This window comes from Pseudomonas sp. UBA7530 (assembly GCF_002479365.1).
In the GTDB taxonomy this organism is placed as follows: Bacteria; Pseudomonadota; Gammaproteobacteria; order Pseudomonadales; family Pseudomonadaceae; genus Aquipseudomonas.
Genome location: NZ_DLMS01000011.1, coordinates 934,712 through 955,941, shown reverse-complemented (window position 1 = coordinate 955,941; position 21,230 = coordinate 934,712). Strand labels below are relative to the sequence as shown.

Here is a 21,230-nt window from a genome sequence, read left to right as displayed (position 1 = left end):
CCGGCGCTCACGCGAGGTCAGGTTGAGCGAAAACCGTTCAAGGCTGCCCCAAGCCGGCCACCCAACACAACCCAAGGCTGTAAGAGGACGTGACCGCAGCCTCAGCCAAGGCCCTGCAGGACATCCGCCACGGTCGCCACATTGGCCGCCAGGTGGGCAGGCGTGATGGTGCCGACGATGGCGCTGCTGACGCCCGGGTGCGCGAAGATCAGCTCGAAGCTGGCGCGCACCGGGTCGACACCGTCGGCCAGGCAGGCGTGGCCGCTGGCCAGCGCCTTCTTGATCAGAATGCCCTTGGCGTGACTGGCAGCGTAGTCCAAAACCGGTTTTTCGCCCTGCTCGCCGAGGTTGTAGGTGACCATGGCACAGTCGCCCTGCTCCAGCGCCAGCAACCCGCCTTCGACGGTCTTGCCGGAAATGCCGTAGGCGAGAATCTTGCCTTCGCGCTTGAGCTCGGCCAGCGTCTCGTAGACGCCGGTATCTTGCAGCACCCTCAGGTCATTGCCGTCGGAATGCACCAGCAGCAGATCGATGCGGTCGGTGTGCAGACGCTTGAGGCTGCGCTCGACCGAAAGACGGGTGTGCGCCGGGGAGAAATCGAAGTGCGACTGGCCTTGCTCGAACTCTTCGCCCGTCTTGCTGACGATCACCCATTCATCGCGCTGGCCACGCAGCAGCGGGCCAAGGCGCTGTTCGCTGACGCCATAGGCCGGCGCGGTATCGATCAGATTGATGCCCAGCTCGCGCGCCTGATTCAGCAGGGCACGGGCCTGGGCGTCGTCGGGAATGGTGAAGCCGTTGGGGTACTTCACACCCTGGTCGCGGCCGAGCTTGACCGTGCCCAGGCCCAGCGGCGAAACCCGCAATCCGGTGGAGCCCAGCGGGCGATGCAGATCGTGCAACGTGCTCATGGCAGCAGCGCCTCCCATACCGGCTGGCCCAGCGATGGGCGTGGCAGTTCGGGCAGTGGTGCATGAGCCGCCGGCTGCACATGCTCGCGCTGCAGCGTGGCCAGCACGCGATCGGCGAAGTCCGGCGCCAGCGCCAGCTTGGTTGGCCAACCTACCAACAGGCGCTGCTGTTCGGCGAGAAAGGCGTTGTCCGGGCGCACCAGGCCCGACTGCGCGGGTTCGGCGCGATCCACACGCAGCGTGGCCCAGCGCGTCTGGCTCTGGTCGACCCACGGTAGCAACGCTGCCATTTCCTTTTGCGCGGACTGGATCTGCGCCGCCTCGTCGCGGGCGACGCCATCGGCTTCGGCCAGATCGCCGCCCAGATACCAGACCCACTGGCCATCTGCCGCCGGATGGGTGGTCACGGTCACCCGCGGCTTGGGCCCGCCGCCGAGGCAGTGAGCGTACAGCGGTTTCAGCGCCGGCCCCTTGGCCAGCACCATATGCAAGGGACGCAACTGCTGCGCCGGCTGCTCGATACCCAAAGCCGCGAGCAGCTCGGCGTTACCGGCGCCGGCACTGAGCACCACGCGCTGTGCGCGAATCTCGCGGCCATCGACGATCAGCCCGCACAGTTCGCCATTTTCCTGCAGCGGCTCGATACGCTCGGCAGCCAGCAGTCCGTCGCCAGCCAGTTCGGCCAGACGGGCGATCAGGCTCGGCACGTCGAGCACCAGCTCGGCCAGACGATAGACCTTGCCCTTGAACTTCGGATGCTGAAGCGCCGGCGGCAATTGCTCGCCCTTGACCTGATCGACCCGGCCGCGCACCGCCTTGCTGGCGAAGAAACTGGTGAGGTTGCCAGCCAGAGTGCCTGGCGACCACAGGTAATGGGCATCGGAGAGAACACGCACGCCGGACAGATCCAGCTCGCCCGTGCCGGCCAGCGCCTCGCGCCAACGTCGCGGCATGTCGGCGATGGCCTCGGAGGCACCGGTCAGCGCGCCATGCAGGGCATACTTGGCACCGCCATGGATGATGCCTTGCGATTTCAGGCTCTGCCCGCCGCCCAGGCTGCCGCGCTCCACCAAAATACTGGCAAAGCCCTGCTGACGCAGGCGAGCGTTGAGCCAGAGGCCGGCGATACCACCGCCGACAATCAGGACATCGGTGCTGAGAGACTGGGACATGAACGGGCCTCGGCGAAAAACAGGCGCGCAGTATAACGCGTCAGCCTCCTGCCCCACGGCCATCAATGCCCGGTCGATTGCGAGAACAGCTGGATCACCAGAACACCGCTGACGATCAGCCCCATGCCCAACACGGCTGGCAGGTCGAGCTTCTGCTGGTAAATGAACATCGCGGCGACGCTGACCAAGACGATGCCCAAGCCCGCCCAGATGGCGTAGGCGATGCCCACCGGAATGGTGCGCACCACCAGCGTCAGCATCCAGAACGCGATGCCGTACCCGCCAACCACCAGCAGCAGCGGCAAGGGTTTGTTGAAACCATCGATCGCCTTCATCGAGGTGGTGGCGACCACCTCGGCCGCGATGGCGATGGCGAGATAGAGGTATCCGGGCATGATGGCGGCTCCTGAACAATGGTCGCCATTCTAGATTCTTCGATGATGGGATAAAGTCATTGCCTATCTGTTTTTGAGATAGGTCGCCATGAACTGGAATCTCGATCAGCTGCACCTGTTCGTACGCACCGCCGAATGCCGCTCCTTTTCTGCCGTGGCTCGTGAAACCGGGCGTGCGCAGTCTGCGGTCAGCACCGCCATCGCCCTGCTGGAAAGCGATCTCGGCGTTACCCTCTTCGAGCGCAGCAGCGGGCGCCAGCCGCAATTGACCGAAGCCGGCAAGGCCCTGTTGGAACAGGCGCGCAGCGTGCTGCAGCAATGCGAACGGCTCGACGGCCGTGCGCTGGGCCTGGCCCGAGGCGAAGAGGCGCGTCTACGCCTGGCGCAGGACGAGGCCATGCCCTACCAGCCGGTGCTGGCGAGCCTGGAGGCGCTCGCCGCAGCCTTCCCCTTGCTGGAGGTCCAGCTTTCCAGCGGCGCGCAGGGCGACGTGGCGCGCAAGCTACTGCAACACCAGGCGGATCTGGGCCTGCTGTTTCACCACGAACAGATGCCACGGGAGCTGGAGAGCCAGCGTCTGGGCACCATCGAGATGGTCACGGTGTGCAGCCCGAACCATCCGCTGGCTGGACTCGCCAGTGTGGAACGCCGCGACCTCGCCGAATACCGCCAATTGCTGATGACGCCGCAGGACAGCCACTACCCCGGTGGCGAGCAGATCAGCCCGTTGGTATGGCGCGCCGACAGCTTCTACGTCATGGCCGAGCTGGTGATTCGCGGCGTTGGCTGGGCCTGGCTGCCGCGCCATGTAGCGCAATATCCGACGTACCAGGGCCACCTGCAAGAACTGCGCAGCGACTGGGCGCCACTGCCGCTGGTGGTGGAGCTGGTCACCCGCCGCGACGGCGCGCTCGGCCCCGCGGCCAACTGGCTGGCCGATTGCCTGGCACGCGAACTGTTGCGTCCGCAGGCATGACTGCCCTTCCAGCGCATCGCCGGCGACGCTAAGCTGCGCCCCCATGAACAGACTCCTCTACACCCTGCTGCTGCACCTGGCCCTGCCCCTGATCGCCCTGCGCCTCGCGCTGCGCGCACGCAAGGCACCGGCCTACGCTCGGCGTATCAACGAACGCTTCTCCCTCGGCCTGCCGGCAATGAAACCAGGCGGCATTTGGGTGCACGCGGTATCGGTGGGCGAAAGCATCGCCGCCGCGCCAATGATCCGCGCACTGCAGGCGCGCTACCCCGAGCTGCCGGTCACAGTGACCTGCATGACGCCGACCGGCTCCGAACGCATCCAGGCGCTGTTCGGTGAAAGTGTGCAGCACTGCTACCTGCCCTACGACCTGCCCTGGGCCGCCGCACGTTTTCTCGACCGCGTACAACCACGCCTGGCCGTGGTGATGGAAACCGAGCTGTGGCCGAACCATATCCACCAGTGCGCCAGCCGCGGCATTCCGGTAACGCTGGCCAATGCACGCCTGTCCGAGCGCTCGGCACGCGGCTATGCCCGCTTTGCCAAACTCACCGCGCCGATGCTCGCCGAGCTGTCGCTGATCGCCGTGCAGACTCGGACCGAGGCGCAGCGCTTTCTCGCCCTGGGTGCTCGCCCTGGCTGCGTGGAAGTGACCGGCTCGATCAAGTTCGACTTGAAGATCGATGCCGAACTACCACAGCGGGCGGCTGAACTGCGCCGCCAGTGGCAGGCCGAGCAGCGCCCGGTGTGGATCGCTGCCAGCACCCACGCAGGTGAGGACGAGATCATCCTCGCCGCCCACCGTCAGTTGTTGAAGGCCCAACCGGACGCACTGCTGATCCTGGTGCCACGTCACCCGGAGCGCTTCAATGCCGTTCATGATTTGTGCCTGGGCCAGGGCATGACGACTCGCCGTCGCTCCACCGGCGAAGCGGTCCAGCCTGGCGATCAGGTGCTGCTGGGCGACACCATGGGCGAGCTGCTGTTTCTCTATGCCCTGGCGGACATCGCCTTTGTCGGCGGCAGCCTGGTGGCCAACGGCGGCCACAACCTGCTGGAGCCGGCGGCCCTGGGCAAACCCGTGCTGAGCGGCCCGCATCTGTTCAACTTTCTGGAAATCGCCGCGCAGCTGCGTGAAGCCGGCGCCCTGAGCGAGGTGGAAAACGCCGAGCAACTGGCAGGCAGGATCGTGACGCTGCTGGGCGAGCCTGGCGAGATGCAGCGTATGAGCCAGGCCGGCCTGAACGTGCTCAAGGCCAACCAGGGCGCGCTGGAGCGACTACTGGATGGGTTGCAACGTCTTCTGTAGCCGAATGCAATCCGGGTTACGGCTGTCAATCGGTAGGGTGGGTTTCAGCCCACCACATCAAGACTGGCCGCAGTTGGTAGGCTGAAGCGGATCGCGCCCGGCCCACCCTACGCTCTGTCAGATACGCCACCGCGCTTAAAAGCAAAAGCCCGACTCGCGTCGGGCTTTTTCGTCCCAGCAAATGGCTCAAAAATCCGGATTGCCTTGCAGACGCTCCTCGGCGGCAGAGGCCAGGTCCGGCGGCAGGAAATCCTTGTCCGGGTTGTAGTCCGGCTTGAGGAAGCTGCCCAGCGCCTCCAGGTCGGCTGGGCTGAGGGTGCCGGCCGCCTGCTTGAGGCGCAGGTTGTTGAGGATGTAGTCGTAACGCGCGTTGTTGTAGTTGCGCACCGCACTGTATAGCTGGCGCTGAGCATCGAGCACGTCGACGATGTTGCGAGTGCCGACCTGATAGCCGATCTCGGTGGCCTCCAGCGCACTCTGGTTGGAGATGATCGACTGGCGACGCGCCTGCACGGTTTCCACATCGGTATTCACCGCGCGGAACAGATTGCGGGTGTTCTGCACCACCTGGCGGCGCAGGCTTTCGCGCAGTTGCTCGGTCTGGCCGAGGCGCTGGTAGGCCTCGCGCACCTGCGAGCTGGTCAGGCCGCCACTGTAGATCGGGATGTTCAATTGCAGGCCGATGGAGCGCTGCGAGACGTCGCCACTATAGCCTGGCGACAGCGGCGAACCGGAGTTGCTGAAGCCCAAACTGTCATTGTCGCCTTTCTGGTAGCTGGCTACCGCGTCCAGGGTCGGCGCATGGCCGGCCTTGCGCTGGCGCAGGTTTTCTTCCGCGGCCGTCACGGCATACAGACTGGCCTGCAGGTTGAGGTTCTGCGCGGCGGCAGTATCGACCCAGGACTTGGCATCGTTCGGCGTAGGTGCCAGCACCGGCAGGGTGTGGACGATCCCTTCGACCGCCGCGTAATCACGATTGGTCAGCGTCACCAGGGCTTCGAAGGCATCATCCACCGCGCGGTCGGCGAGCAGGCGATTGGCACGGGCAGTGTCGAAACCGGCCTGCGCCTCGAGCACATCGGTTTTGTCGGACAGGCCGACATCGAAACGCTCATTGGCCTGGTCCAGCTGGCGTTTGAACGCGGCCTCCTCGGCCCTGGTCGAGGCCAGGGTGTCCTGAGCGCGCAGCACCTCGAAGTAAGTCTCTGCACTCTGCAGGATCAGGTTCTGCTCGGTGGCCGACAGCTCCAGCGCAGCCTGCTCGCTGGTGGCCTCGGCCGCCTGCAGCTGGAACCAGCGGTCGGCGCGAAAAAGCGGCTGGCTGAGGTTGGCCTGGTAGACCAGGCCGCTACGCGAGAGGGTAGCGTTGGGCGAATCGACTTCGGTGCGCGTGTCACCGTAGTTGGCGCCGGCAGACAGGTTGGGCAACAAGCCGGCACGTGCCTGCGGCACGACTTCCCGGCGGGCCTGATAGTCGGCGCGCGCGGCGGCGATATCGGCATTGTTGTTCGCCGCTTCCTGATAAACGGTGACCAGGTCGGTCTTGCTCGACAGCGGGGCCTCTGCGGCCTGAACCAGGCCCACCGAAGCGGCGGCCACGGCGATTGCCAGGGAAAGTCTGCGCAACATGATGGATGTCGATCCTTGAATAGGCGGTAATCGGCAAGGCTACGGGGCGTCACTGACGAGGGTCAAGCGCGCCGCAAGCGGCATAAGTCTAGTCTGCGGCAAGCTATGTTGCTCATGCGCAACAATTATTGCGTTGGGCTTGCCGAAATCAGCAGAACACTGACCATGCTGTTCAATGGGCATCATTGAAGTTGCGATGCCTTTGCTGGAAACTGCGCGCCCCTTGGTTATTTGCCCGGCCGTTCGATGCGCGTTCTACATTTTTTCAAAACCTACCTTCCAGACACCACTGGCGGGATCGAACAGGTCATTTTTCAGTTGTGCGAGCAGGCTCGAGCCAATGACGTCCAAGCGCAAGTTCTGACACTGAGTCCCGAGCCGACCCCAGAGACAATCAACGTCGAACATCATCAGGTCACACGGGCCAGACAAAATATCCAGATCGCCTCCACCGGCTTCTCATTGGACGTTTTCAAGCGCTTCAGTGCCATGGCCCGCGAGTCGGATGTCATCCATTTTCATTTTCCCTGGCCAATGATGGATCTCGTACATTTCTGTACGCGACATGGCCGCCCCAGCGTGGTCAGCTACCATTCGGACATCGTTCGTCAACAATCCTTACTCAAGCTGTATCGCCCGCTGATGAATCGTTTTCTAGGCAGCGTACAGCGCATCATGGTTGCGTCCCCCAATTACCAGCAAAGCAGTGAAGTTCTGCGCCACTTCTCTGACAAGACGGTGGTCGTTCCTTATGGGCTGGATGCAAACGCTTACCCGCAAGCGTCAACCGAACGTCTGGATTACTGGCGAAAGCGCGTTGGAGAGGCTTTTTTTCTGTTTGTCGGCGTTTTGCGCTACTACAAAGGGCTTTCAAGCCTGCTGGATGCGCTGCAAGGCACCAACTTCCCGTTAGTTGTCATAGGTAACGGCCCTGAAGAAAGCGCACTGAAAGAGCAGGCTGCTCGCCTGCAGCTGCAGAACGTCGTTTTTCTAGGCCGCCTTGATGATGAGGACAAGGTTTGCCTGCTACAGCTCTCCCTCGCACTGGTATTCCCATCCCACCTTCGATCAGAAGCATTCGGCATTTCGCTGCTGGAAGCTTCCATGCTGGGCAAGCCGATGATCAGTTGTGAAATTGGCAGCGGAACCACCTATGTCAATCATCACGAAGTCACCGGACTGGTCGTCCCTCCCGCGTCGCCGCAGGCCCTTCGAGCAGCAATGCAGCGCCTCTGGACTGACAGGGTAGAATGCATGCGTTTCGGTGCTGAGGCTCGCTTGCGTTTCGAGCAATTGTTCACCGCCGACCGCATGTGGCGAAACACCCTCGCTGTCTATAACGAGGCTATTGACGTGGCTCAACGGGGAGCCTGACCACTGAGGGCCAACGGTCTCCCTGCGCCTGCGCATTAGTGCTAGAATCCGCCGCTTTTAAGTCTCGGCAGTATTGATACGATGCAACAGGTTAAAGAAAACAGCCTCAAGGTTGCTCTCAAGGCGTGCAAGGGCAGCTTTATCTCCGTTGGCGTTTTCAGTTTCTTCGTCAATGCCTTGATGCTTGTGCCCTCGTTCTACATGCTTCAGGTCTATGGCCGAGTAGTGACCAGTGGGAGCATTTCCACGCTGGTCATGCTCACCCTCATCATGGCTGTACTGATGATGACCATGGGGTCACTCGAATGGGCGCGTTCACGAGTGATGGTACGCGTCAGCACCAAGCTTGATGTCATGCTCAGCCGCCAGGTTTATCGCGCAAGCTTCAAACGCGCCCTGGACAGCGGTGGCATGGACGCGTCTGCTCAGCCTCTCAATGACCTCACCGGGCTGCGGCAGTTTCTTACCAGCAATGGCTTGTTCGCGTTCTTCGATGCCCCATGGCTGCCGATATACATTGGCGTAATGTTCCTCTTCCATCCCTGGTTCGGCTGGCTGGCCATCGCCAGTGCGATCATCTTGCTCCTGTTGGCCGTTGCGAACGAAAAACTGACCGGCAAGGCGCTGGCCGAGGCCAACAAGCAGAATATTGCTGCCAGCCTCTACACCACCAAGAATCTTCGCAACGCCGAAGTGATCGAGTCCATGGGGATGCTCGAAACCCTCATGGCCAAATGGGCACAGCGTCAAAAGAAGGTTTTGCTGCTCCAGTCCCTGGCCAGCGACAGCGGTGGCACCGTCAGCTCCATATCCAAGACGTTCCGCACGTTCGTTCAGTCTCTGGTGCTGGGGCTTGGCGCCTACCTGGCGGTCAAGCACGAATTGAATCCAGGGCTGATGATCGCAGGGTCGATCCTGCTCGGGCGTGCCCTCGCCCCCATCGACATGATCATTGGCAGTTGGAAGGGCTTCACCAGTGCCCGCTCGCAATACGCCCGCCTCAACGACATTCTGGACGAGCAACTGGCCGAGCCTGAACGCATGAGCCTGCCTGCGCCAAAAGGTGAGGTACGCGTTGAAAACCTCATCATCAGTGCCCCGGGAAGCAAGGCCCCAATCATCCGCAACGTGAGCTTTGCTGCCGCGGCTGGTTCGATCGTGGGCGTAATCGGCCCTAGCGCCTCCGGCAAGTCCACGCTGGCTCGCGCCCTTCTCGGCGTATGGGCGCCTCAGCACGGCGTAGTGCGGCTTGACGGTGCCGACGTCAATGCCTGGGACAAGCGCGAACTAGGTCCGCATGTCGGCTACCTGCCGCAGGATATCGAGCTGTTCGAAGGCTCCATCGGCGACAACATCGCGAGATTCGGTGATCTCGATGCAGGCAAGGTTGTAGAGGCAGCGCGCATCGCGGGCGTTCATGAAATGATCCTGCAACTGCCGGACGGCTACGACACGGTAATTGGTGCCGACGGGGTCAACCTCTCTGGCGGGCAGCGGCAGCGCATCGGCCTGGCCCGCGCTCTTTACGGCGATCCTCGACTGATCGTGCTGGACGAGCCCAACTCCAACCTTGACGAGGTAGGCGAGCGCGCGCTCGCTGCGGCCCTCAAGATACTCAAAGCGCGTGGCGCCACTGTCTTCGTGATCACTCATCGAACCAGCATCCTGGACCAACTGGAACGTCTGCTGGTGCTGCGTGACGGTGCCATAGCGCTCTATGGCCCGCGCGAGCTGGTAGTAGCCGAATTGAACAAGCAACAAAATGCCCAGGCTGCCAAGCCTGCTGCAATCAACCGCTGAATCGAGGTAGACATGAGTACCACGCCAACCCTCGATAGCAGTTTTTCCGACCTGCCTACCTCCGACCGCAAGCCTCGCACCATAGGCATGCTAATCGTGTTCGTAGCGTTTGGCCTGTTCGGCACCTGGGCAGTCTTTGCCCCCCTCGGTAGTGCTGCGCTAGCACCCGGTGTCGTTACCGTGCAGACCTACCGCAAAACCGTTCAACATCTCGAGGGCGGCATCGTCAAGGAGCTGCATGCGCGAGATGGTGATGTCGTGAAGGCCGGAGACCCGCTGATCGTACTCGATGACACGCAAGTGCGTGCCGAGTACGGAATGATCAGCAGTCAACTGATTGCAGCCCAGGCGATGGAAGCACGCTTGCGTGCCGAGCGCGACGAACTGCCGGAAATCGACTTCAGCAATATGCTGGAAATCGACAGCGAGCGTGCCCGCGAGGCTCGTGAGGGCGAGACCCAGGTATTCAATGCGCGCCGTGGCTCACGCCTTGGCGAAGTTTCCGTGCTGGAGAAGCGCATAGGCCAATTGCACGAGCAGATTCGCGGCCTGCAGTCCATGATCTCGACCAAACGAAATCTTGAGAAATCCTATCAGGGTGAAATTGGCGAGCTCACCGAGCTGCTGTCAGAAGGTTTCGTCGACAAGCAGCGCCTGCTCGATCAGCAGCGCAGGCTCGACATGGAACGCGCCGAGATAGCCGATCACGGCTCGCAAATTACCAAGACAAAATTGCAGATCAGCGAGACGGAGCTGCAGATCTTACAATTGAACAAGGATTTCAGTTCCGAGGTCGTCGGCCAGTTGGCTGAAGTCCAGACGCGCGTGTTCGACCTTCAGGAGCGCATGTCGGCCCTTGAGGAAAGACTGAGACGGATCGTGATCCGCGCCCCTGATGACGGCATGATCATCGGTATGAAGGTGCACACCATCGGGGGCGTGGTCAGCCCGGCAACGCCTCTGCTGGATATCGTGCCGTCGGTTTCCGATCTGGTCGTGGAAGCACAGGTCTCGCCGGTCGACATCGACCGTGTGTCGCCTGGCAAAACTGCAGATATCAGGTTCAGTGCATTCGGCAGTGCGACTCCGGTTATGGAAGGTACGGTCAACCATGTCTCTGGCGACCGGCTGATCAACGAACAGACAGGCATGCCGTATTACCTCGCCCGAGTAAGCCTGACCGAGAACGGGACGCGGACGCTGGGCTCGCTGAAACTGCAGCCTGGGATGCCTGCCGAGGTTCTCATCAATACGGGCGATCGGACCCTTCTCCAATACATCATGCAACCGATCACCAATGCGGTAGCGCGTTCGCTGATCGAGGATTGATGATGTACCGCCTGTTTCTCTTGCTGGTACTGGGTACCAGCATCACAGCTTACGCCGCCGAGCCCGAAACCGCCCCCAGCGGTGTAAGCGCCAATAACTACAGCGCCGACCTGGCGCAACTGTATCGCGAGTCTCGGCTGGAGGACCCGCGCGTACTCATGGCCTTCGCCCGTGCCCAGGCAGGGCGCGAGCGCGAGCGCGAAGCATTCGGTGCCTTGCTGCCCCAAGTGAGCGCCAACAGTAGCTTCAACCGTACCAGCCGCGATGACGAGCGAACTCGCGAGCAGTACAACAATGATCGCTACGCCCTGAGTCTCAGCCAGCACCTCTACAACAAGGAAGCCTGGGAGCGTTACCAGAAATTCAAGGACCTCGCCAAACAGAGCGAATTCGAGTCTACCGATGCGCAGGCAGAGGCAACTATCGAACTGGCCCAGCGCTATTTCGTTGCCCTGGCGTCCGACGACGAACTTGAACTGATCATGGCTGAGCGCCGAGCGACCCAGAAGAACCTTGATCGAGTCAACGCACTCTATGCGCGCCAGATGGCAATGGTCACCGACGTGCTGGACCTCAAGGCTCGTGTCGATGCTCTGGCCGCACAGGAAGTCGAGGCACGTAACCAGGTGCGTCTGAGCCGCGAAGCGCTCGCCGAACTGGTAGGACGCCCCGTGAACGAGCGGCTGAGCCGCATTCGGGAAGATGTCGAGTTGCAAGTGCCGTCAGGCTCTCTGGAGTCCTGGGCAGAGCGCGCGTTGAATGCAAGCCCGGCTCTGCAGGCACAGCAAAGCGGTGTTTCAGCTGCCAACGCTGCGTTGCGTGAAGCTCGCGGTGGCCATTATCCAAGCCTGAGCCTGGGCCTGAGCGCTCAGCGAAGCGATGTAGGTTATGACAACACCCTCGCGCCTCGAACCGACACCTATGTCGCCACACTGGGCGTACAGATCCCTCTTTACAGCGGCGGTTCGACCTCGGCCAGAGTGCGCGCGCTCTATAACGATCAGATTACCGCCGAACAGCAACTCGAAGGGGTGCGCAGGCAAGTACTCAAGGAAACCACCAGCGCCTACCTGAGCATTCAGGCAAGTGTCGAGAAGGTCAAAGCCTCGCGCAATGCACTTGAATCTGCTGAACAATCGAGCATTGCAGCCGAAAAAGGATTCAGCTTCGGTGTGGTCAATGCCGTCGATGTGCTCACCAGCGTGCAGAACGAATACAAGGCACGTCGGGACCTTCTAAAGTCGCAGTACGACTTCATCAATGGTCTGTTGTCTCTCAATCGCTGGGCTGGTGGCTTGAGCGAGAGCAGCATCGAAAATGTCAACCAATGGCTTGCGCAGAACAATGAAGAAGCGCGTGCCCTCGAGCGGAAAACAACGGAATGAGCATGCATAGTAGAACCGCGGTTATAACCGGTATCACTGGGCAAGATGGTGCCTATCTGGCTGCCTTTCTTATCGATAAAGGCTACAGGGTTTTCGGCACTTATCGCCGTACCAGCTCGGTGAATTTCTGGCGTATCGAAGAGCTGGGCATCGCCGAGCATCCCAGCCTCGAACTCGTCGAGCATGACCTCACCGATCTGAGCGCCAGCATCAGACTGCTGCAGATGGCAGAGCCGGACGAGGTATACAACCTTGCGGCACAGAGCTTCGTGGGCGTGTCCTTCGGGCAACCGCTGACCACCGCAGAAATCACCGGCCTGGGTGCGGTGAACATGCTAGAGGCGATTCGCATCGTCAATCCCAAGATTCGCTTCTATCAGGCATCCACTTCGGAGATGTTCGGCAAGGTGCAGGAAACACCGCAGGTCGAGTCGACTCCGTTCTACCCGCGCAGCCCTTACGGTGTCGCCAAGTTGTACGCGCACTGGATGACCATCAACTACCGCGAGTCGTACGACATCTTCGGCACCAGCGGCATCCTCTTCAACCATGAGTCGCCGCTGCGCGGCAAAGAGTTCGTGACCCGCAAGATCACCGACAGCGTTGCCCGTATCGCACTTGGCAAACAGAACGTGCTCGAGCTCGGCAACCTCGATGCCAAGCGTGACTGGGGTTACGCCAAGGAGTACGTCGACCTGATGTGGCGCATGCTCCAGGCCGAAGAGCCGGACACCTTCGTGATCGCCACCAACCGCACCGAAACCGTGCGTGACTTCGTCAACATGGCGTTCAAGGCTGTGGACATCCAGCTCGAGTGGAGCGGCAGCGGTGAAGACGAGCAAGGCGTGGACGTGAATACCGGCAAGACGCTGGTACAGGTCAACCCACGCTTCTACCGCCCCGCCGAGGTGGAACTGCTGATCGGCAATCCGCAGAAGGCCCAGGATGTGCTTGGCTGGAAACCGCATACCACCCTCGAGCAGCTTTGCGACCTGATGGTCAAGGCTGATCTTGAGCGCGTCAAGACAGGCAAGTCCTTCTAACATCCCACGATGCCGCATGGCCGACGTTATCGAAGCCCGATAAACGTCGGCCCCGCATCTCAACAGCGAGGTTTCCAGCCGTTTGAACAGCAAAGTCGCGCAAATGTGGTCCGCACGCCACTTCATCAAGAGCTCGATTCGCAATGAGTTCATGGCGCGGGTGGTCAGAAGCCGGCTGGGGCTTATCTGGATCGTTCTACTGCCTCTGGCCCAAGCGGCCATCTACGCCTTCGTACTCTCCATGTTCATGCAGGCCAGGTTTCCCGGCGTGCAGTCCGAACACGCCTACCCCATCTACCTGATGTCCGGGATTCTCGCCTGGTCGCTGTTTTCCGACATCGTCGGACGCAGCCTCGGCGTATTCATCGACAATAGCAACCTGATCAAGAAGATGGCGTTCCCAAGGCTGGCACTTCCCATCGCTGCCTTGGGGAGCGCCATCATCAACAACCTGTTGCTTCTGCTGGCCATCCTGCTGATCTTCGTCGTGCTTGGCCACAACGTCATAGCCAGCCTGATCTGGCTGCCCGTGCTGTACGGGCTGGTGATCTTCCTGGCGGCCGGGCTCGGCCTGGCAATCAGCATTCTCAATGTGTTCATGCGTGACATAGGACAGCTTGTCGGGATCGGTCTGCAGTTCGGTTTCTGGCTCACCCCTATCGTCTATACCCTGGACGTGATGCCGCCTACCGCTCAACTGGCGCTTTCCTACAACCCGCTCACGGCAATCGTTCAGGCCTATCAGGCAGTGCTTGTATTCGGACGGGCGCCGGATCTGTCAGCGCTACTCTACCCAGCAGCACTCGCCTTGCTGGTGATGGTTTTGGCGATATTTCTTTACCGCCGCGGCATTGAAGAAGTGGTGGACGCGCTATGAGTGCAATGTTGCAGATAACCAATCTGGGCAAAGTGTTCAGGCAATATCGACGCGAGCGCCACCGGGTGCTGTCCTGGCTGGGCATTCCCACGCCGGGCGCCGAAGAGCACTGGGCGCTGCGTGACATTTCCTTCACGCTTGGGGCCGGTGAAACCGTCGGCCTGATAGGGCTCAACGGCGCGGGCAAGAGCACGCTGCTCAAGATCATCACCGGCACCCTCAAGCCGACGCTCGGCAGCCTCGCCGTGCGCGGTCGCATTGCTGCCATTCTCGAACTTGGCATGGGCTTCCACCCGGATCTCAGTGGCCGGCAGAACGTCTATCACGTCGCCGGGCTAATGGGATACACGGCCGGGCAAGTGAATGAGCTGATCGACGACATCCATGCCTTTTCGGAAATTGGTGAGTACATCGACCAGCCGGTCCGTACCTACTCCAGCGGCATGCAGGTGCGTCTGGCATTCGCGGTGGCAACCGCTTGGCGCCCGGACATACTGATCGTCGACGAGGCACTGTCAGTGGGCGACGCCTACTTCCAGCACAAGAGCTTCGAACGCATCCGCCAGTTTTCTCGTGAAGGCACCACCATATTGCTGGTGAGTCACGACAAACAGGCCATCCAGAGCATCTGCGACCGCGCCATCCTGCTGGAACATGGCCGCGTGGTCATGCAGGGCGAGCCCGACCAGGTAATGGATTACTACAATGCCATGCTCGCTGCTCACCAGGAGCAAAAGATCACCTACGACCCGCAGGCCAAAGCCTTGCTATCGGGCACGGGCGAATTGGTATTCGGTGATATTTCATTGCTCGCCGATGGGCGGCCGGTGGAAAAAATCGACGTCGGCCAACGCGTGCATCTGCGGGTAACTGCCCACTGCAAGCAGGCGGTGCCTGACGTGGTAATCGGTTTTCTGATCAAGGACCGTTACGGGCAGGACGTATTCGGCACCAATACCCGCCACCTGCAACAGATCGCCGAGGCGCCCCAGGCGGGCCAACAGCTGTGCTGGGACTTCGAGTTCGATGCCAGCATCGGCCCCGGCACTTATTCCATCACGCTAGCCCTGCACAGCCGTAACGGTCATATCGATCGCAATTACGCGTGGCAGGAGCGCGCCATCATGTTTGAAGTCATCAACCAGGGCCACCCCGAGTTCGCCGGTGTGGCCTGGCTAGGCGCGAATCTGGAGTGTACACAGCACCATGAGTGACACCTTTTACCGAGCGCTGGAAGAGCGCTTCCGCGCGCCAGTGGACGAAATTCAGCGCCGCCTGTCCATTTACCGGCCCTTTCTGCAAGCGCTGCGGCAGCAAAACCCGAAGGCCCAGGGGTTCGATATCGGCTGCGGTCGTGGTGAATGGCTGCGGGTTTTGCAAGACGAGGGCATCAGCGCGCAGGGGGTCGACCTCGATGACGAGATGCTGCGCGCCTGTCATGAATCCGGCCTGCAGGCACGCAATCAGGACGCGCTCAGCGCCCTGCGCGAATTGCCGCCCGAGAGCCTGGATTTGGTGTCCGCCTTTCACGTAGTCGAGCACCTAGAGTTCGATTACCTGCGCGAGCTGATCGGCGAAGCACGTCGGGTACTCGTACCGGGCGGCCTGCTGATCATGGAAACGCCCAATAGCGAGAACCTGCTGGTCGGCACCAACAGCTTCTACCTAGACCCGACCCATCAGCGCCCCGTGCCTTCGTTGTTTCTGGAGTTCCTCTGCCAGCACGCCGGTTTTTCGCAGAGCAGCATACTGCGCCTGCAAGAGGACCCGGCCCTGCATAACCCCGAGGCTTTCATCGGCCTCTGGCAAGTGCTGTATGGAGCCAGCCCGGACTACGCCGTCATCGCACGCAAGGCAGGCGGGCGAAGCGATGATGAGTTGAACACGCTGCTACAACATGAATATGGCCTCAGCCTGCAGTCGCTGGCTCTGCGACACGACCAGCAGCACCTGCAACTGCTGCAGAGTCAGCAACAGCGCGAGCAACAGGACGCCCGGCACACTCAACAGCTGAGCGCACTGCAGGCACAGATCGAACAACTTGCCGAGCGTCACGCTCTGCACGCGCAACATATCGAGCATACCGAGGCTCTGCTGGCACAGATTTACAGCAGCCGCTCCTGGCGCATCACCCGGCCGCTGCGCGAGTTCACCGACTTCGTTCGCCATGGCAACATGCGCGGGCTTGCCCGCTTTGCCTTGCGACCGCTTGGCCTGGCCATCGCCTGTGCACGACGCAACCCAACCGTTGCCGGCGCGGCACGCAAAGTACTCAACCGAATGCCGGCGCTCAATGCCAGGCTGCAACGCCTGGAATTGGCCCTCAGCCGCAATGCCCTGCAGCAGGATACCCTGCAGGATGGTTATGCGCCCCAAGTTGTGCGCCTGCAGCGCCACCTGGCCTCCCTGCAGCAGGTCGACCGTCCTGCGCCGGCAGGCAAGCCCCGTCTGGCATTCGTATCGCCACTGCCGCCCGAGCACACCGGCATCGCCGATTACAGCGCCGAACTGCTGCCTGCACTGGCAGAACACTATCGTATCGACGTCATCGTCAACCAACCCAAGCTCGACCCGCTGCAGCCGGCAGATGCCTACCCGATTCATGACGCGGCCTGGCTGCGCGAGCACGCCGATGATTTCGATGCGGTGCTCTACCATATCGGCAACTCGGCCTATCACGACTGGATGGTGGCACTGCTCGACGACGTGCCCGGCATTGTCGTGCTGCATGATTTCTACCTCAGCGGCCTGATCTGGGCGCTCGAGCAGTTACCCGAGCACCGTGGCGTCAAGCTGCGCGAACTGCAATACAGCCATGGTTACCTGGCCCTCAGGGAATGCCTGGAGGGAGCTGGCAGCGCGCAGATCGCCTACACCTATCCATTCAACCGCAGCATCATCGAGAGTGCGACCGGCATTATCGTCCATGGCGAGGTGTCCATTCGCCTTGCCCAGCAATGGTACGGGCCGCAAGCCGGGGCAGACTGGCACACCATCCCTCTGCTACGGGCGCCAGCCGAACTGGGTGACAAACACGCCATCCGCCAGCGGCTACAACTGCCGAGTGACGCCTTCATCCTGTGCAGTTACGGCCAACTGGGCGAAACCAAGCTCAACCATCGCCTGCTTCAGGCCTGGCTGGCCAGTACCCTGGCGCGGTCTGACAACAGCTATCTGATTTTCGTCGGCGAGCTCGGCAAGAGCGCCTATGCGCAGAAGCTGCGCGCCGCCATTGCCCAGAGCGGCCTGCAGGATCGGGTTCGCATCACCGGCCGGGTGGATGGCGAGCATTATCGGCTGTATCTCGGTGCCGCCGACATGGCCGTGCAGTTGCGCGCACTGTCGCGCGGGGAAACCTCTGCCGCCGTTCTCGACTGCATGAACCACTGCCTGCCGACCATCGTCAACGCCAACGGCAGCATGGCCGACCTCAGCAGCGACAGCGTCTATCGCATCGCCGATGACTTCACCGATGAAGCCCTGACCGCCGCGCTGCAGGCGCTTGGCGATGACGCCGGGCAACGCCAGGCGCTTGGCCAGCGTGCGCGCGCAATCATCGAGCAGCAGCACGCGCCGCAACATTGTGCGGCGCTCTACCAGCAAGCCATCAGTCAGGTGGTCGCCGAGCAGCAAGCCAGCCGCCAACTACAACTCAAGGCGCTAGGCAAATTGCCTCAGCCGCTGCATCGAAACACCCTACTGGCGGTGGCCGAACAGTTGATGCCGTCTCAGCCGGTCAGCCTGCACCAGCCGTGTATCTACATCGATATCACCGCCACCGCGCAGTCGGAACGACGTACTGGCATCGAGCGGGTTGCCCGCGCCCTGACGCTCGCCCTGCTGCAATCGCCGCCAGAAGGCTATCGCGTAGAGCCGGTCTACCTCACGCACCAGGATGGACGCTGGCACTATCGCCTGGCTAATGCCTACACCTGCCGCATGCTCGGCATCGAGGCCGTCGTGCCGGACCGCGGCATCGCCTGCCGCCCTGGTGATCGCCTCATTGCCCTCGACTATTCCGGCGAGGCCCTGGTACGGGCCAGCCAGAGCGGGTTGTACGAACATCTGCGCGAGCAGGGCGTGAGCTGCCACCTGCTGCTCCACGATTTGCTGCCGGTAACACGCCCCGAACTGTTCCCTGCCCAGTCGCACCAGCATTTCGGGCGTTGGCTGGAGCACGCCATCGCGCTCGACGGCATCATCTGCGTGACCCGCACCGTCAGCGAGGAACTGCGGGCATGGTTACGCCAGGAGCGCCCGGCGCGAGCCGAAACCCTGGCCATCGACTACTCCCATCATGGTGCCGACCTCTCAGGCTCCGCTCCCACGCTCGGCCTGCCGGATGACGCCGAGCAACTGTTCGCCGGCATCGCCGCGCGTCCCAGCGTGCTGATGGTCGGCACGCTGGAGCCGCGCAAGGGCTACTTGCAGGCGGTTCAGGCGTTCGGCGAATTGTGGCAGCAGGGCGTGGACATCAACCTGCTGATCGTCGGCCGCGAGGGCTGGACGGATCTGGCCGACGGCCAGCGCCGCGATATTCCCAAACTGATGCAACTACTGCGTCAGCACCCGGAAATGGGTAAGCGGCTGCACTGGTTCGATGGCGTCAGCGACGAGTTCCTGGAGCGCCTGTACGCCGAAGCCGATGGCTTGCTCGCTGCCTCGGAAGACGAAGGCTTCGGGCTGCCCCTGATCGAGGCCGCTCAGAAAGGCCTACCCATCCTGGCACGTGACATCCCGGTATTCCGCGAAGTCGCGGGCGAGCATGCCGCGTACTTCCAGGCCGGCAACCCGGCACAACTGGCTGCAGCCATCAACGCCTGGCAGCTCGACGGTTTCAGGCCTGCCTCCACTGACATGCCCTGGCTGACCTGGCAGCAAAGTGCCGACAACCTTCAGCGGATCATTCTTCGCAACAGAGAACAGCATCCATGAGTCACGGAGTGACGGGGTCACCCGCACGTTATTACCCCTATATAGATGGTCTGCGTGCGCTGGCCGTGCTTTCGGTATTGGTTTACCACCTGCACGGCCCATGGCTGCCCGGCGGTTTCGTCGGGGTGGATGTGTTCTTCGTCATCTCCGGCTTCGTCGTCAGTGCCTCCATCGCCAGCTTCAAGGGCCAGGGGCTGTGGCAGTTCCTGGCTTACTTCTACGCCCGCCGCATCCGTCGCATCTTCCCGGCCCTGATTGCCTGCTTGCTGATAACCAGCCTGGCCAGTGCGCTGTTCATACCTTCCATCTGGCTTAGCGAGGTCAACCAGCGCACCGGCATCTACGCCTTCTTCGGCCTGAGCAACTTCATCCTCGCGCAAACCGGACGGGATTACTTCGCCCCTACCACCGAGTTCAACCCCTACACCCACACCTGGTCGCTGGCCGTCGAAGAGCAGTTCTATCTGGTCTTCCCCTTCCTCTTCCTCGCCTGGCTGTCCGGCCCTCGCGGCCGCAAGCTCTCCGTCCTGCTGTTTGCCGCCACCGCAGCGGCTTCCGTTGTCCTCGCGGGCTGGCAGAGCCAGGCCAACCCCACCCAAGCCTACTATCTGACGCCGGCCCGCTTCTGGGAACTGGCGGCAGGCGTGCTGCTGTACCAGTTGCTCAGCCAACTGCCTGAACGCACCAGCGAGGCGCGTCACACCTGGCTCTACGCGCTTGCAGCCAGCCTGTCGCTGATGCTGGTGCTGCTCGCCTTCGTCGTATCGACGCCCCAGCGCTTCCCAATGCCCGGCGCTTTGCTGGCCGTCGTGGGAACGCTGGGCGTGCTGGGGCTGCTCTACCATCACGCAGGCCTGCATCGGCTGCACAGCCTGCTCGGCAGCCGCCCGCTTGTGGCCGTGGGCAGGATTTCCTACTCACTGTATCTCTGGCACTGGCCGGTTTTCGTCATGTTCCGCTGGACAGTCGGGCTGGAAACCCCGCTGCAGCGGACCGTCGCGGTAGCACTGGCATTGGGACTGGCCATAGCCTCCTACCGCTGGATCGAAACGCCGGTGCGTCATGCCGCCTTTATCCGACGCATGCCCCAGCCCGCAGTGATCGCCTGCGGCCTGCTGATCATCCTGACCGGCTGGTCGGGGGCACGCTATATCGATGAAAAACAGCCGCAACTGTCACTCAGCAGCGTCAGCCGTGCCCCGGACGACTGGTATCCACGCGGCGCATCCAGCTTCAGGGATTTTCCAGGCTGTATCGCCGACCCCGAATACCGAGTGGTCAATGGCGCCACACTGATGCTCTATACTCCGCACGGCTGCACCGAGCCGCGCCCGCTGAAAGAGCGCGTGCTCTACGTCATCGGCGACTCCCACGCCATGGCCTACGAAGGTTTGTTCAAGCAGTACGCCATCGAACAGTCGATTCGCGTGCACGCCTACGTCAAAAGCGGGTGCGCCTTCATCAGTCTGCAACCTTGGAACAACGACCCAGCCTGCCGGCAGTTCGCCCGCGACGTCCTCCACAGCCTGACCGATCTGAAGGCCGGAGATGTTCTTTTCCTGCCCTCGCTACGCCTGCCAAGGTTCGCCGATCAGTGGGCCTTCCTCGGCATGGAGCAAGCCTACGACGGCATGTTCGGCGCGCAAGCCGATGCCGGTCGCCGGCAGGTCGTGGACGAAACCATTGTCATGCTGCGCGAATTTACCGAGCGCGGCGTACAGGTGGTTTTCGAGGCACCCAAGCCGCTGTTCAAGGCGCCGCCGTTCCGTTGCACCGACTGGTTCAACCAGGCTAATCCGATCTGCGCGCAGGGCCTGGAAATCCCCCGGCAGCAACTGCAGGAATATCGCCAGCCGGTCTTGACGGCCTTTGCCGAAATCCAGCGACAGCTACCCACTATCGGCATCTGGGACCCCTTCCCCATTCTATGCCCTGCCGAAACCTGCAGTGCTTGGCATGACGCCAGGCCTCTGTTCCTAGACGCCGATCACATTAGTGGTTACGGCAACAGCCGGCTGCTGGCAGACTTCAGCACCTACATGAACGCCCGCCTCGGCAACCCCCTGGCGCAGCACACCCCCTGAGCGAAATGGCC

Annotated in this window: 15 protein-coding genes; 11 read left to right on the top strand and 4 right to left on the bottom strand. The window is 61.9% G+C overall.

What is annotated here, in order from left to right:
- Window positions 1-101: 101 nt before the first annotated feature.
- The 3 genes from B2U07_RS18200 to B2U07_RS18190 all read right to left on the bottom strand — a co-directional run bounded on the left by B2U07_RS18200 (window position 102) and on the right by B2U07_RS18190 (window position 2,478).
- The gene (locus B2U07_RS18200; RefSeq protein WP_296277432.1) at window positions 102-911 is read right to left on the bottom strand and encodes an aldo/keto reductase; all 810 of its coding nucleotides are present in this window, start codon (window positions 909-911) and stop codon (window positions 102-104) included.
- Window positions 908-2,083 carry an NAD(P)/FAD-dependent oxidoreductase gene (locus B2U07_RS18195; RefSeq protein WP_296277431.1) on the bottom strand — a complete coding sequence of 392 codons (1,176 nt, stop codon included), beginning with the start codon at window positions 2,081-2,083 and terminating at the stop codon, window positions 908-910. Before B2U07_RS18195 ends, B2U07_RS18200 begins: the two co-directional genes overlap by 4 nt.
- A 62-nt stretch (window positions 2,084-2,145) precedes the next feature.
- Complete coding sequence (locus B2U07_RS18190; protein WP_296270351.1) at window positions 2,146-2,478, bottom strand: DMT family transporter; 333 nt, start codon at window positions 2,476-2,478, stop codon at window positions 2,146-2,148.
- Between the two features lie 88 nt (window positions 2,479-2,566).
- On the opposite strand from B2U07_RS18190, the gene B2U07_RS18185 reads away from it, so the two are divergent.
- Together B2U07_RS18185 and waaA are read left to right on the top strand one after the other, a co-directional pair.
- Window positions 2,567-3,454: a LysR family transcriptional regulator gene (locus B2U07_RS18185; protein ID WP_296277430.1), complete on the top strand. Its 888-nt coding sequence runs from the start codon at window positions 2,567-2,569 to the stop codon at window positions 3,452-3,454.
- A gap of 43 nt (window positions 3,455-3,497) precedes the next feature.
- Window positions 3,498-4,763, top strand: a complete 1,266-nt coding sequence (waaA, locus tag B2U07_RS18180; RefSeq protein ID WP_296277429.1) for a lipid IV(A) 3-deoxy-D-manno-octulosonic acid transferase — start codon at window positions 3,498-3,500, stop codon at window positions 4,761-4,763.
- Between the two features lie 186 nt (window positions 4,764-4,949).
- Here waaA and B2U07_RS18175 read toward each other — a convergent pair whose 3' ends face one another.
- Complete coding sequence (locus tag B2U07_RS18175; RefSeq protein WP_296277428.1) at window positions 4,950-6,392, bottom strand: TolC family outer membrane protein; 1,443 nt, start codon at window positions 6,390-6,392, stop codon at window positions 4,950-4,952.
- Window positions 6,393-6,638: 246 nt separating this feature from the next.
- Here B2U07_RS18175 and B2U07_RS18170 point away from each other — a divergent pair, with 246 nt between their 5' ends.
- The 9 genes from B2U07_RS18170 to B2U07_RS18130 all read left to right on the top strand — a co-directional run bounded on the left by B2U07_RS18170 (window position 6,639) and on the right by B2U07_RS18130 (window position 21,219).
- Window positions 6,639-7,766, top strand: coding sequence for a glycosyltransferase family 4 protein (locus B2U07_RS18170; protein ID WP_296277427.1), 1,128 nt, complete (start codon window positions 6,639-6,641; stop codon window positions 7,764-7,766).
- Between the two features lie 81 nt (window positions 7,767-7,847).
- Window positions 7,848-9,566: a type I secretion system permease/ATPase gene (locus B2U07_RS18165; RefSeq protein ID WP_296277426.1), complete on the top strand. Its 1,719-nt coding sequence runs from the start codon at window positions 7,848-7,850 to the stop codon at window positions 9,564-9,566.
- A gap of 12 nt (window positions 9,567-9,578) precedes the next feature.
- Window positions 9,579-10,895 (top strand): HlyD family type I secretion periplasmic adaptor subunit, encoded by a 1,317-nt coding sequence (locus B2U07_RS18160; RefSeq protein ID WP_275545420.1) that lies wholly within the window; start codon window positions 9,579-9,581, stop codon window positions 10,893-10,895.
- Window positions 10,895-12,280 carry a TolC family outer membrane protein gene (locus B2U07_RS18155; protein ID WP_275545421.1) on the top strand — a complete coding sequence of 462 codons (1,386 nt, stop codon included), beginning with the start codon at window positions 10,895-10,897 and terminating at the stop codon, window positions 12,278-12,280. The genes B2U07_RS18160 and B2U07_RS18155 overlap by 1 nt, the downstream gene beginning before the upstream one ends.
- The gene (gene gmd / locus B2U07_RS18150; RefSeq protein WP_275545422.1) at window positions 12,277-13,323 is read left to right on the top strand and encodes a GDP-mannose 4,6-dehydratase; all 1,047 of its coding nucleotides are present in this window, start codon (window positions 12,277-12,279) and stop codon (window positions 13,321-13,323) included. Before B2U07_RS18155 ends, gmd begins: the two co-directional genes overlap by 4 nt.
- A 103-nt stretch (window positions 13,324-13,426) precedes the next feature.
- Window positions 13,427-14,200, top strand: coding sequence for an ABC transporter permease (locus B2U07_RS18145; RefSeq protein ID WP_275545423.1), 774 nt, complete (start codon window positions 13,427-13,429; stop codon window positions 14,198-14,200).
- Complete coding sequence (locus tag B2U07_RS18140) at window positions 14,197-15,414, top strand: ABC transporter ATP-binding protein (RefSeq protein ID WP_296277425.1); 1,218 nt, start codon at window positions 14,197-14,199, stop codon at window positions 15,412-15,414. Before B2U07_RS18145 ends, B2U07_RS18140 begins: the two co-directional genes overlap by 4 nt.
- Window positions 15,407-19,135 carry a glycosyltransferase gene (locus B2U07_RS18135; protein WP_296277424.1) on the top strand — a complete coding sequence of 1,243 codons (3,729 nt, stop codon included), beginning with the start codon at window positions 15,407-15,409 and terminating at the stop codon, window positions 19,133-19,135. The genes B2U07_RS18140 and B2U07_RS18135 overlap by 8 nt, the downstream gene beginning before the upstream one ends.
- Window positions 19,136-19,143: 8 nt before the next feature.
- Window positions 19,144-21,219 carry an acyltransferase family protein gene (locus tag B2U07_RS18130; protein ID WP_296277423.1) on the top strand — a complete coding sequence of 692 codons (2,076 nt, stop codon included), beginning with the start codon at window positions 19,144-19,146 and terminating at the stop codon, window positions 21,217-21,219.
- Window positions 21,220-21,230 lie beyond the last annotated feature (11 nt).

What these genes read in the sequence shown, in the direction of transcription:
- B2U07_RS18200 (WP_296277432.1), bottom strand. Translation starts at nt 911, where the DNA reads ATGAGCACGTTGCACGATCTGCATCGCCCGCTGGGCTCCACCGGATTG.
- B2U07_RS18195 (WP_296277431.1), bottom strand. Translation starts at nt 2,083, where the DNA reads ATGTCCCAGTCTCTCAGCACCGATGTCCTGATTGTCGGCGGTGGTATC.
- B2U07_RS18190 (WP_296270351.1), bottom strand. Translation starts at nt 2,478, where the DNA reads ATGCCCGGATACCTCTATCTCGCCATCGCCATCGCGGCCGAGGTGGTC.
- B2U07_RS18185 (WP_296277430.1), top strand. Translation starts at nt 2,567, where the DNA reads ATGAACTGGAATCTCGATCAGCTGCACCTGTTCGTACGCACCGCCGAA.
- waaA (WP_296277429.1), top strand. Translation starts at nt 3,498, where the DNA reads ATGAACAGACTCCTCTACACCCTGCTGCTGCACCTGGCCCTGCCCCTG.
- B2U07_RS18175 (WP_296277428.1), bottom strand. Translation starts at nt 6,392, where the DNA reads ATGTTGCGCAGACTTTCCCTGGCAATCGCCGTGGCCGCCGCTTCGGTG.
- B2U07_RS18170 (WP_296277427.1), top strand. Translation starts at nt 6,639, where the DNA reads ATGCGCGTTCTACATTTTTTCAAAACCTACCTTCCAGACACCACTGGC.
- B2U07_RS18165 (WP_296277426.1), top strand. Translation starts at nt 7,848, where the DNA reads ATGCAACAGGTTAAAGAAAACAGCCTCAAGGTTGCTCTCAAGGCGTGC.
- B2U07_RS18160 (WP_275545420.1), top strand. Translation starts at nt 9,579, where the DNA reads ATGAGTACCACGCCAACCCTCGATAGCAGTTTTTCCGACCTGCCTACC.
- B2U07_RS18155 (WP_275545421.1), top strand. Translation starts at nt 10,895, where the DNA reads ATGATGTACCGCCTGTTTCTCTTGCTGGTACTGGGTACCAGCATCACA.
- gmd (WP_275545422.1), top strand. Translation starts at nt 12,277, where the DNA reads ATGAGCATGCATAGTAGAACCGCGGTTATAACCGGTATCACTGGGCAA.
- B2U07_RS18145 (WP_275545423.1), top strand. Translation starts at nt 13,427, where the DNA reads ATGTGGTCCGCACGCCACTTCATCAAGAGCTCGATTCGCAATGAGTTC.
- B2U07_RS18140 (WP_296277425.1), top strand. Translation starts at nt 14,197, where the DNA reads ATGAGTGCAATGTTGCAGATAACCAATCTGGGCAAAGTGTTCAGGCAA.
- B2U07_RS18135 (WP_296277424.1), top strand. Translation starts at nt 15,407, where the DNA reads ATGAGTGACACCTTTTACCGAGCGCTGGAAGAGCGCTTCCGCGCGCCA.